Genomic DNA, 12,386 nt, shown 5'->3' on the forward strand with positions numbered 1-12,386 from the left:
AAGTATCGAACCGGATATTATTTTATAAAAAGGAATGTTGAATTATTTCATATCATAACGTCCAGTTTTTCAAATTTCAGATTCCCCCCAGACCCCCCAATTTAAAAAATTTTTCAAATTTTTCTTTTGCTGAAAATAAACGGGTAAAAATGTTCCAAAGTTCCACAAATTAAAATTAAAGAATTTAAATAGATTTTATCTATTTAAATATCAATATATTAAGTTAAAATTATATTTTAATGTTTACGTGGAACTTTTGTGGAATTTGTGGAACTATTTTTTTGACTTCCACAATTGATAAGGGTAGTTCCACGGTTTACTTGATGTTTTTAGCTCTTAAATGACTGAAAATTAACGATGTGGACAAAAGGAACTTTTTTCTAGAAAAAAACATACTTACTCATCATTTATTCTATTTTTTTGAAGTTATTTTTTTTGATTTTATCGTAAATTCGTAACAGCCAAAAAGTTAGTAAATGATCAAAATCTACATTCCTGTCAAAAAACCAGTTAAGAAATATTTGATTAGAAAGTATGGCACCGTTCACACTATTTCTAAAAAATCTTTTTTGGGATTATTGCTTCTTGACCTGATAAGTAAGGATGCCGATACTTCTGATATTGATTTTAAGGGCTTAGATAAATACTGTCTTGATATACCAGAAATGTATTTTAATACAAAAGGCTACGAAATCAATAGAAGCAAATTGAAATTTTTGGGTGTTTGCTTAGAACGTCTGTTTTTTGAGGATTTTTACTCATTTGTTGATATCGAATTGGCAAAAGGTGTAAACAATGCATATAAAAGTGTTCAGCTTTTTCTGGATTTATATTGCATCAATGAAAATGAAATGAAATTAGAGAGCATGTATCGCAACTATCAAAGGCATTGCGAGGAAAATATAAAAAAGAAAAAAAGTTTACTGATAGTAAATTAATAGCATATTAATAGTTAAAAAACGCGCTGATGCTTTGATTTATAAGGCGGAAAAATACGACACTTTTATAAAAATAAATTTTAAATAATTATGAATTTTACTTGCGATGAAAAATGGCCTGGATTTGCCGAATTTGATTTGTTCTTAATTGAAGAAACCAGTAACTGGCCATTGGTTGTTACGGATGGAAATTCATCTGATGTAGTCTTTACTCCTTATGAAAATAATGTTGAGGCTATTTTAGAACCAGATTCTATAAATGTAAAAGTAGATCCTAAACAATCTTCTGACGGCGAAATACAGCAGATATCAATTTCATTCCGACTTATTACCAGAAGTGAAGCTTTAGAGCAGTTGCTGGAGCAGTACGCAAACAAACCATGTGTTGGGTTGGGTAAGCTAAATAATGATTTTAAAAAACTATACGGCACAGAGCTTGAACCTCTATACATGAATTATGAAATTAATGATGGAACAAAGCCAGACGGCGAGGCGTACACATTAGTTAATATTAAAGGCGAAACCCGCAAACGTCCAGTATACTATACTCCAGTATTGTAACTGTCCTATTTTAAGATTTCATATTACTGAAAATTTGTATTGTCGAAAATAACAATACAAATTTTTTTATTTTGAGTAATAGCTTAGATACTTTATTTACAGGCGATTTTTACATTGACAGACGTTACGGCGTTAGTCTCGTGCCTTCTTTAGTTTCAATGTATACAGGTAAAGCGTCTACAGAAAAGCCTGAAAATGAAAAAATTCAAAACGTTACAAAAATTTACTTATCGGCAACTTCTTCAGTTGCAGAGGCCAATACTGCTTTAAATAATTCTTCAAATAAAGTCGTGGTTTTGGATTTTAAGCAACCTGTTGTAAAGTATAGTACTTATTACTGGTTAGGAACCCAAACTTACATTACGATACTTCAAAGATTAAAAAATGACCCGACTGTTGTTGGCGTTGTAATTGACATTGATACAGGAGGAGGTCAAGTATATGGCACGCCAGAAATGTACGATACAGTGGCAGATTTTAAGAACACAAAGCCAATTGGTTTTTACACTAATGGTTACTTATGTTCAGGCGGATACTACATTGCTGCACCCGGATCTTTTATCATGGCCAACAAACGAGCTGATGCAATTGGCTCTATTGGCGGTTGTACAATTATCGTTGATTACAATGGACTTCTTGAAAAATTTGGAGCGAAAGTGCATACTATTTATTCTGATTTATCTCCTGATAAAAATAAAGGCTACAGAGCTGTTGTTGATGGTAGCGATTCAGATTACAGCAGCTATATAAAAGAAGATCTAAATCCAATGGTTTCAACTTTTCATGTTGATATGAAAAACGCTAGACCGCAACTAAACGAGGAAGTTTTTAAAGGAGGAACATGGACAGGCGATACTGCAATTGGCATGGGATTAATTGATAAAAATGGTACTCTCTTAGATGCTATTGCGGAGGTGTTTCAAGAAGCTTCAAATAATAATTCAAATACTAATATAACTATGAACACAAAAGAATTGCCACAGTTGCAATCTGTTTTGGGTTTAAATTCTCCTTTAGCTTCTACTGAAGAAAAAGGAACTTATTTAAATGCTGATCAGTTAGACGCGATTGAAAGCCGTTTTGTGGAGTTAGAAAACTCCAACACATCCTTGCAAACTGATTTGGATGCAGCAAAATCAAATACCGAGTTGAACGAGAAGCTTACTGCCTCTCAAAGTATTGTTTCAGCTGTTGAAACTTCAATTGATAGTATGCTAACATCTGCTGGATTAGATGTTAAGGGAACTTTAACCGAAAAAACTGCAGCATTAAGTGCAAAAGTTACGGAAATGGGAAAAGCTGATGGTTCTAAACCAACTGTTATAAAAGTAAAGGAAACTGCAGATTCAAAAAATGATTTTGTAGACTCCAATGCTTCTCACAATCAAATCGCTAACTCGATAAAATCATAAATATGTCAACAATTTCTGTACAAGACGTTGCTAAAGAAGTCAACGAATATGTAAAAAACAACACTGATGTAATTGCAGCTGGAGTATATTCTTCTGAAGTGACTATAAATAAATATTGCAAAGTACTTACTGCAATTAAAGGAAAGTTCCCTCAGTTTCATTCAATCCTTACTCGTGTTGTCCAAGGGTATAAAGCAGAATGGCAGGAACTTGGAGAAGCTCAGTTCAAGCATAAAATGCTTCAAAATTACCATCATAAGGTAAATTTTCCAGTTGTTCCTTCTGAGATTTTAAACTCATGGCTTGCTGAACTATACTCTACTGGAAAAACTGCAGAAGAACATCCAATTTCTAAATACATCATTACTGAACTTATGGCTAAAGTTACGGATGATTTGGAAGATTTATCTCAAATTGGTATTCGTGACGATGCGAACGCTGACGGTGAATTTGGTTCATCTTTAGATGGAATTGCTCAGCAAATCGAAAATGCATTGAACAATTTAGTGCATCCTGCTTTTAAAATTCCTCTGAATGCAATTACTGCAGTTAACATTCTAGATGAAGTGAAATCATTTGAGAAGCAGCTGCCAAAGAAAACACGCAGAAAATGCAAACAATTGTTTATGAGTGATTCTTTAGCAATGACTTTTGCTGATCAGTATGAAAAAGAATACGGAACAAACGTAAACTATACTGCAGACGGAAACATGAAAACTCCATTGAGTAAGCTTGAAATTGTTGGCTTACCAAGTATTCCAGATGATGTTATTTTCACTACAGTTGATGGAAATATGGTTCGTTTGATTGATGTTTTTGATAAACCAGCTATCACGGACACTCAAGTTTCAGACTATAAACTGAAAATCTTTTTGGAGTTTTTCTTAGGATATGATTTTCTAATAAATCAATTAGTTTATGTGGCTACTTTCGGTGACGAGGATAGAGGTCTAGGAAACGTGGCGCAAAACAAATTGTACTATGACTCCGAAAACTTGGTTGTAACTCCATAAATCGAATTCATATGGCAAACAAAAAAAGCAAAATAGTTTCTGAAGCATCTGCTTCAGAAACTAAAGTTCAAGAAAGTCAGGAAACTCAAAGTGTTCAAGAAGTTCAGGAAACTCAGGAAACTCAGGAAACTCAGGAAACTCAGGAAAGTCAGGAAAGTCAGGAAACTCAAAGTGTTCAAGAAGTTCAGGAAACTCAGGAAAATCAGGAGATTCACACTGCTCAAGAAGTTCAGGAAAGTCAGGAAACTCAAAGTGTTCAAGAAGTTCAGGAAACTCAGGAAAATCAGGAGATACACACTGCTCAAGAAGTTCAGGAAAGTCAGGAAACTCAAACTGTTCAAGAAGTTCAAGAAGTTCAGGAAGCCAAAAAGTTAAATGAGACTTTTACTTTTAATGATAAGGAGTACGGTTTTAGTAATCGAATGCCAGAAAAATTAAAAGTATCTGGTGTTCTATACACAAAAAACGAATTGTTAAACAATGAGGAAGCTATGACTACATTAATTATAGGAAATAGCCCATTCATAAAAAAAATGTAAAAAAATGGCAGTTGACTTAACAGATATTGGCGGCGAAAGCTGTGAACCAGTTTCAGGATTATCTGGGACTGTTTATTATGCGGAACAAAGCGATTTTGTAACCATAAACGAACCAAAGAAAATGTGTGATCCAGTTCCTGCAAATGTTGCAGCTACTTATAAGGAACTATCTACAATTGAAACGGCACACACTTTTAAAACGGGTAAATGTTTTCATAAAATTGAAAGTGTTACGGAAACTGGTACAATCAAAGTTACGCCACTTGGCGAAATTGGTAGAAAGCTTTATCAAAATGAGCTAGCAATTACTGTTGCAGGCTCTTCCGCTGACCTATTAGGTTTTATGCGTTGGATAAAAAATAAAAAACTTGTAATTCTTTTTGAAGAATTTGGAACAGGGAATGTGAGACAGCTTGGAATGTCAAGGCTTCCTGCTTTAGCAAGTGCTGAGCATAATATTGAAGCAGCTGTAGAAGGAAACAATTCTGCGGTAATTACATTTACTGATAAGAATTTTGGGCCAGCGCCAATCTATGAAGGAGCAATTCAATTAGTGCCGGAAGTTTAGAATCTCTCAGGAGGGAAGAGAAAAAAAGCCCTCCAACAAATTAATACTTTCTCAGGGTAATTTAATTTAGCACAAAGCCACCGTTGGAGGACAAAAGTCTTCTTATGGTGGCTTTGCTGTATTTTTTAAATTAACCTGAGAATTGCAAATATAATCATCATCAATCAAAAATCGAACAAAAAATGAGTGTAAAATCAAGTGATTTAACTGGTTGTAAACCAGCGAAAGTAATTAAAAAAACTCCAATTTCTTATTATGGAGGCAAACAATCCATGCTTAAATTTATTCTTCCACTAATCCCAGAACATCGGGTTTACGTAGAACCTTTCTTTGGTGGCGGCGCTGTATTTTGGGCAAAAGAAGTTTCCGAAGTTGAAATTATAAATGATCTTAATGGAAATGTTTCTAATTTTTACCAGCAGCTAAAATCAAATTTTAAAGAATTGAAAGTTTTGGTGTCGTCTACACCATACAGCAGGGAGGTTTATAAAAATGCTATGGTTGTGTATGAAACTCCATATATATTCAATCCTGTAACAAGAGCCTGGGCTTTTTGGGTTGGCACACTTCAAGGATTCTCAAATAAAATTGGTTCTTGGCGAAGTGCAACTATTCGAAGCAAGGAAAGCGTGCTTAATTTTAATAAAAAGGAGGCTTTTACGGAAGATTTAAGCAAAAGACTAGAGCTAACCCAAATTGAATGTAAAGATGCAATAGAATTAATATATAAACAGGATTCTGAAGAAACGTTTTTTTATATTGATCCTCCTTATGTTGGAGCGAATCAAGGACATTACGGCGGTTATACTCAAGAACATTTTGCTAACTTGCTTCATGCTTTGAGCCAAATAAAGGGAAAGTTTTTACTTTCCAGTTATCCGAATGAATTACTGACACAGTACAGAAAAGAATTCAACTGGTATCAAAATGATAAAGATATGGTTCTTTCTGCGAGCCGAGAAAGCAATAAAAGGAAAACGGAAGCACTAACCGCTAACTATCCTATTTAGCTTTAAGCTAAGCAACTATTTTTGGAAAAAATTAAATCCAAATGCTAAACTATTTAGTCATTATCGAAGAATTCTTAAAAGAAAATTTTGAACCGAGCAATCCTGAAAGCTCTAATGTTAATTTTACGACAGAACAACTGCTTAGTTTTCTTTTCAGGACATTTCCTGAGGGATGTATTTCTGATTATGATTTAAACGATATCTTGATTTCTTTGAATTATAGACGATTTACCTATGTAGTTGAATCTTATCATACTGTAGAAAAGGATGATTCGGAGATCTATGAGATTAGAAAGCAATTGACAATTGGATGGTGTTTAAAATCTCCTTTTGATCTGCACACGCAAGAAGTTGAAAAAATATAAGCCACTTAAGGAGTGGCTTTTTTTATGTCCTATTATTAAACTTTCACACTTTCCATATTTGTGACATAAAATAGCATTGTCATGAAAGAAAAATTGTTAGTTGTCTTGGGGCTTATCGTATTCTATGTAGTAATTTATTTTGAAATCATCCTTTACAAATACATTTTTGATTGCGAGTGGAAAATCGGCTTTATAGAATATTTAAAAGTGATGCTTTTTATTACCATTTCGACATTAATTGTAGTTGTCATAATCAGTTTTTTCCAAGTGCTTTATGGATATTGTAAAAAAATGGTTTAATAACGGCTGTGATTATTCTACAGGTTTAATTATTTATGCTAGCATTCCAAAGCACAACAAACTGCTTTTAAAAAATTTGCAGAAGAAGCATAATTCATTTAATACTGAAAAGCTTAAGTACGAGCTTAAAAAGTTTCTCGAGAAATATGTTGAAGATTCTTTTTCCGACCGCATTAAGACAGAAGTTGCTTCCATTGTCAATCCTATTCAAAAAGAAGAGCTAAAAACAGAACAGAAAACTGCATTGTTATTTCATCAATTACCCGAAGAGTTACGTCCGGTTCTTCTTGAAGCAAGTAGCTTGTTTAAGGAAAACTGCATGTATAAAGTAGCTTTAAATGAACTTCCTCAACATGCAGAAAAAGAATCGATTGCACTTCAATTAAAGATTCATAGCAATATAAAAAAAAATGCTCTTTGCTGGTCCCGAATTGATTTCTTTTTAGAAAACAGAATTATTGCAGATGCGCCTAAAAATGAATTTGAACAGCTGACTCCAGCAGGTCTGATAAAACGGCAGCAATTGCTTTATGCATCGATTTCAAAATTAAAGTCCAGGATAAATTGCAATAAGGAAATTTTGAAAAGTGAAGAAACCGTGGCGACTAGATCAAAAATTGAACGTCAGATTCTTAAGCAGGAAGAAAATTTATTGAATCAAGAAGAAAATTTATTAGCAATTAGCAATTTGATTGATGGGAAGTAAAAAAAGAGACATGCTGATCAAGCGGGGCGACTCCACGCTAGATAAGATTATTGCATATTATATCAATCCTGAACATTTTCCGTTGAGCGAAACAAATGCAGATATTTTGCTTCGTCTTAATGAGGTTTTTGCGCTTCGTTTGAATCATTTCTCTACACAACAGATCCTAAACAAATTTGTAAAGGAAAAAGGTCTTTCTCAAGCGCAAGTTTACATCGATATCCGAAATTCTGAAAAGCTTTTTGGCAACGTCATGAAAGCCGATGCAGAGGGATCTCGTGTTATTTGGCTTGAATACTGTAGAGATTTTTTGAAAAGATGCATTCAAGAAGGAGATAGATCAAATGAAGCTAAAGCAATAAAAATGCTTGCAGAATATGGCGGTTTGGCAAATGAAGAAAATCCTAACTTCAATCCAGAGAAATTCGAAAACATGGAAATTCATGTTAATGTAGACAAGCAGGTTCAATCGAAACTTCTTGAAATGCTGTCAGGAGGTTCTGCCGACTTCAACAACTTAAATGTTACTGATATCGATTACGAGGAATTAAAAACTGACGAAGACGATGATCAGTAAAAAAAAGCTTGTAAAACTTACGATTCCGCAGATTGCGACTGTTTTAGCCCCGCAAAAGAATAAATATGTTGAAATGGGGCGCGGTGGAGGTAAATCTACAATTCTCGGATATCATAAACGTGAATTAGTCCGCCAGATGCCAAAAGCTTCTTTTGCTTTGGTTGGTGCTACTTATTCGCAGATTCTTAGCAGAACATTGCCTTCTACAATTGAAGGTTTGTCAATGTTCAATCTCTACCAAGATGTAGATTTTGTTGTTGGCAGATCTGGTAAGAAAATGGGATTTGAAATGCCTTTTCAACCGCCTAACCAGTGGGATAATGTAATACATTTTGCCAACGGTTCTATTTTTCAATTAGTGTCGCTTGATAATCCTAACTCTGGTCGCGGATTGAACTCTTACGCCGAGTTAGGAGATGAAGCCGCTTTATTAGATCCTGAAAAGCTTTTTACTAATGTAAAAACCACCAATAGAGCTAAAAAGGAAATATTTAAGGATTGCCAACTTTTAGGCTCAGAATTCTATGTCTCATCTACTCCAATCAATAAAAAGGGTAAGTGGTTTACCGATATGGAGAAAGTCGCTATTGCGAATCCAAAAGAATACGCATTTATAAAAGCTTCAGCATTGTCTAATCCCTACTTAAATCAAGAGTGGTTTAAAAAAATGAAGGATGCTGCGATATCGGAAGTTTTATATAATGCTGAGATCTTAAACATACGCCCTAAAGAAATAGTTGACGGTTTCTACGCTAATTTAAATACAGGCAGACATTACTACACGGACTACAATAATAGCTATCTCGAGACAATTGGAGTCCTGGCTAGATCTGAACATTTTAACTCTAACCAAGACAACGACGTTAGAGCAAACGAACCGCTTATAATGTCGGTTGATTTTGGGGTGTTTAATTGTTGCGTTGTGTCTCAAAAACAAGATGATACATATCGTGTATTAAAGTCGTTCTTTACTAAATCGCCAAAGTTATTAGATGATCTGTTTATTGAGCAGGTAATACCTTACTACCGTCCGCATCAGGAAAAATTTGTCTACCTATATGGAGGGCATGATGGTAACAATCGGCTACCTAATGACACGCGTACATACTTCCAACAGATTACTGATCTATTAGTCGCTCATGGCTGGACAGTCTACCTAATGACCAAAGGAGCAGCACCAACACACACCGACAAGTATCTTCTTTTAAATGCCATGCTTAAAGAGCATCATACGAGATTGCCTAAAATCCGTATCAATGAGCATAATAACCCTGACTTGATTATAGCGCTCGAACGTGCGGAAGCGCGAGAGTCACTTAAGGGAGGCATCGAAAAGGTTAAGAAGGATGAACGCAATCCACTATTCCCACAACAGCACGCCACACATTTAACGGATGCCTTCGACGTGCCTATCATGAGCATGTTTAACGACATATTCAAAGGATACAACCGCCTACTTTCCGAAAGCCGAATCCAATCATTCTAACATCCAGATCGGGCGCTTTCATATTTCCTCATCATGTCGGGGTGGAAAGTGTGAAATTTTATAGGGACAGGCGTGCTTTTTCGTCAGATTTTAGAAAAAATAATTCATTTTTAGACAGCAAAATGTTGATTATCAAATAAAAACATTTTCAAAAACTAGAAAAGGTGTTCCAATTCAATAAAATAAAGATCAAAAATTCCTGTCCTATTTTATAATATGCCATTAAATGAATTTAGCGGTATGCAAAAAGAGAAAATTTCATTAAAAGAAGGTTTAGCAATTTTAAACCAAAAAGATCATAGAGGAACTTTAATTCCTTTTGATATGACTTATAGAACTTTTAATGCCACTTCAAAACGCGGAGGAAAACTAAAATTTTACAATGGTGCCAGATTGCTGCTAGAAAAAAATCCAAACCGAATTCATAAGGATACAATAGAAAATATTCTCGTTCCCGTGAAACCAAGTAAAAACCCGAATCATTTTGCCAATAGAACTAGAAACATAGAATTGCCTGATTTTAGTGTAGTCACAATTTGCATTGATTTTATAATAAGTATCAACAATAAAGAAATAATCTACTAATGAGCGATTTTATAGGTAATCACATCGCGGTAACTGAATATAAAGGATCGCCCGCACTTGTCACTTTTAAAAACTCTATTGATAAAATGGACGGAGCGGTAACCGCCGTAAAAGTTGATGTAAAAGATAAACAGGGTGTAATAGCTTCTTGGGGAAAAAACAATGATTATCCTCAGCAGGTCCTGAAGGAAGTAAAGAAAAATGGCGCATTATCATCTGGATTAAGATTTCTTAGAAAAGCCCATTACGGAAACGGTCTGGTACTGTTCAAAAACGAAGTCTCCGAAAACGGCAAAAAAGAGCCAAAAATCGTTCCTGCTTCAGAACTTACAGACATAAATGCATTTTTTCGAAAATCCCAAATGAACAGATTTTGGAAAGAAACGATTGCCGATTTAGAGTGGTTTTCTATTGCTTTTCCTGAATATATTCTATCGAACAACTTCCAGACGATTAACCGTGTAAAAAGGCAAAAAACCGCTTGGTGCAGATTTGAAATGATGAATGAAGAAAACGGCCTAGTCGAGCACGTTTACATTTCTGAAAAATTCGGAAAAGGTAGTTCGGTTGATGTTGAAAGCGAATTCGTTGAAAAGATTCCTCTTATTGACAGCTATTGGTCTGCTGACGAAGTGAGAGAGTATTGTAAAGCTAACAAAATTACAAAGTTCATCCGTCCTGTTTTTTATCCTTTAATTGATGAAGCATATTATCCTGAAAGCGAATGGCATGCAGTTTTAAAATCTGGCTGGCTGGATGTAGCAAATTCAGTTCCAGCTTTAAAAAAAGCTTTGTTTACGAATCAAATGACAATTAAGAATTTAATTGAAATTGATGAACAGTATTACGTAAATGTTTACGCCGAAGAATGGGTTAAAATGACTGTAGACCAGCGAAAAAAAATCAGGACTGAATTAGTTGACTCGATTAATGCTGGACTTGTCGGAAATGAAAAAGCTGGAAAATCAATACAGTCCATGATGTACACTAATGGACAGGGACAGCAAGTTTCGGCAATTAAAATAACTGTAATTGACGATAAATTAAAAGATGGTTCTTATCTCCCAGAAGCTGAAGCTGCAAACTCTGAAGGACTCTTTTCATTAGGTGTTGATCCTACTTTAATAGGAGCAGGAATTCCAGGAGGAAAACTTGGTGCTGGCTCAGGATCTGACAAACGAGAAGCTTTCACAATATTATCTGCACTCTACAAGACAAACCGCGAAACCACTTTAGAAATTTTTGAATTTATTCAAGAGTATAACAAATGGAACGAAACTATAACTGCAGGATTCGAGAATACGATCCTTACAACATTAGATAAAAATCCGACAGGATCAAAAACAACTACTGCATCATGATTTTAGAAACTACTGATGATTTAAAAAAATATGTTACAGTTGCTAGGTCTTTTGAGTTTAATGACTTTGAACCTTACATCACTAAGGCCGTCAACGCATTTACGAAAAGATATGTTGGCAATCTGCACATTTTTTTAAAAGATGAGGCAAATCCTCCAGAAATTAATTTTGAAGTAAAAAATGAAGCAAGAGAACATTTGCGAAACGCAATCGCAAATTTCGGAATGTTTATATACTTTCCAATCATGTCTGTTCAGATTGACGGTTCGGGAGTGTCGGAAATTAAAAGTGATCAGCGTCAGGCCGTGAGCTGGGGAATTGCAAAAGACATTCGCCGTGAGCTTTTACGCTCAGGACATGAATCTATGGACTATTTGTTGGAGGTTTTAGAAAAGAATCCTGATGTATTTGCAGATTGGACTGCTGAATTTGGGACGATAAATAAAAAGCTGCTCGTAAACAACACCTCTACGTTCAATGAATATTATCATATATTCAACTCGAGACAGACTTTCTTAGCTCTTCAGCCCACAATTAGACAAGTTGAAGACCAATTTATCAAAACAATGCTATGTTCAGAACTTTATGAATACCTAAAGTCAGAAGTTGCAGGCATTTCAAATGATGTTAAAACAGAAATTCAGAAAGCGATCGTAGCATTTACCGTGTCAAAAGTCGCAAGTATTGGCCTATTTCTTTTAGATGAAAATGGTTTGAGGCTAAATTTCGATGTTCTGATTGATGGGAGAAAAGAAAGCATAACTGCAGGGAAAACAGCCGAACAGGTTTCGAATTTAGTCAAAGAACTTTCAAATAATGGAAATCAATATTTATCTGCAGCTAGAGAACTGATTCTCGAGAACCGTCCTCTATTTACACAATGCGAGTCTCCACTAAAGCAGTCTCCTAGCAATGGTACAGGATACACGCCGTATGATACTCCTGGCATTCTTTCACTTTAAGAT

At 34.9% G+C, this 12,386-nt stretch carries 14 protein-coding genes; all 14 read left to right on the plus strand.

What is annotated here, in order from left to right; all coding sequences use genetic code 11:
* The first annotated feature begins 476 nt into the window (after window positions 1-476).
* Window positions 477-938: a hypothetical protein gene (locus tag FF52_RS06310; RefSeq protein WP_008463916.1), complete on the plus strand. Its 462-nt coding sequence runs from the start codon at window positions 477-479 to the stop codon at window positions 936-938.
* Window positions 939-1,028: 90 nt separating this feature from the next.
* Window positions 1,029-1,499: a hypothetical protein gene (locus FF52_RS06315; protein ID WP_008463917.1), complete on the plus strand. Its 471-nt coding sequence runs from the start codon at window positions 1,029-1,031 to the stop codon at window positions 1,497-1,499.
* A gap of 71 nt (window positions 1,500-1,570) precedes the next feature.
* Window positions 1,571-2,911, plus strand: a complete 1,341-nt coding sequence (locus tag FF52_RS06320) for a S49 family peptidase (protein ID WP_008463919.1) — start codon at window positions 1,571-1,573, stop codon at window positions 2,909-2,911.
* 2 nt (window positions 2,912-2,913) lie between these two features.
* A complete protein-coding gene (locus FF52_RS06325) occupies window positions 2,914-3,924 on the plus strand; it encodes a hypothetical protein (RefSeq protein WP_008463921.1) in 1,011 nt (336 codons plus the stop codon).
* An 11-nt stretch (window positions 3,925-3,935) separates the two neighbouring features.
* Window positions 3,936-4,463, plus strand: a complete 528-nt coding sequence (locus FF52_RS06330) for a hypothetical protein (protein ID WP_008463922.1) — start codon at window positions 3,936-3,938, stop codon at window positions 4,461-4,463.
* Between the two features lie 4 nt (window positions 4,464-4,467).
* Window positions 4,468-5,031 carry a hypothetical protein gene (locus FF52_RS06335; RefSeq protein WP_008463924.1) on the plus strand — a complete coding sequence of 188 codons (564 nt, stop codon included), beginning with the start codon at window positions 4,468-4,470 and terminating at the stop codon, window positions 5,029-5,031.
* 182 nt (window positions 5,032-5,213) lie between these two features.
* A complete protein-coding gene (locus FF52_RS06340) occupies window positions 5,214-6,041 on the plus strand; it encodes a DNA adenine methylase (protein ID WP_008463926.1) in 828 nt (275 codons plus the stop codon).
* Between the two features lie 41 nt (window positions 6,042-6,082).
* Entirely contained in the window at window positions 6,083-6,406 is a 324-nt protein-coding gene (locus FF52_RS23120) for a hypothetical protein (protein WP_008463927.1), read from the plus strand.
* Between the two features lie 274 nt (window positions 6,407-6,680).
* Window positions 6,681-7,412, plus strand: a complete 732-nt coding sequence (locus tag FF52_RS06350) for a hypothetical protein (RefSeq protein WP_008463929.1) — start codon at window positions 6,681-6,683, stop codon at window positions 7,410-7,412.
* A gap of 10 nt (window positions 7,413-7,422) precedes the next feature.
* Window positions 7,423-7,989 carry a hypothetical protein gene (locus FF52_RS06355; protein ID WP_035691066.1) on the plus strand — a complete coding sequence of 189 codons (567 nt, stop codon included), beginning with the start codon at window positions 7,423-7,425 and terminating at the stop codon, window positions 7,987-7,989.
* Window positions 7,979-9,475 carry a hypothetical protein gene (locus tag FF52_RS06360; RefSeq protein ID WP_008463931.1) on the plus strand — a complete coding sequence of 499 codons (1,497 nt, stop codon included), beginning with the start codon at window positions 7,979-7,981 and terminating at the stop codon, window positions 9,473-9,475. The genes FF52_RS06355 and FF52_RS06360 overlap by 11 nt, the downstream gene beginning before the upstream one ends.
* 240 nt (window positions 9,476-9,715) lie before the next feature.
* A complete protein-coding gene (locus FF52_RS06365; protein WP_035691067.1) occupies window positions 9,716-10,060 on the plus strand; it encodes a hypothetical protein in 345 nt (114 codons plus the stop codon).
* A complete protein-coding gene (locus FF52_RS06370; RefSeq protein ID WP_008463935.1) occupies window positions 10,060-11,421 on the plus strand; it encodes a hypothetical protein in 1,362 nt (453 codons plus the stop codon). Before FF52_RS06365 ends, FF52_RS06370 begins: the two co-directional genes overlap by 1 nt.
* The gene (locus FF52_RS06375; protein ID WP_008463938.1) at window positions 11,418-12,383 is read left to right on the plus strand and encodes a DUF6712 family protein; all 966 of its coding nucleotides are present in this window, start codon (window positions 11,418-11,420) and stop codon (window positions 12,381-12,383) included. Before FF52_RS06370 ends, FF52_RS06375 begins: the two co-directional genes overlap by 4 nt.
* Window positions 12,384-12,386: the final 3 nt, after the last annotated feature.

Source organism: Flavobacterium sp. F52 (assembly GCF_000278705.1).
Taxonomy (GTDB): domain Bacteria; phylum Bacteroidota; class Bacteroidia; order Flavobacteriales; family Flavobacteriaceae; genus Flavobacterium; species Flavobacterium anhuiense.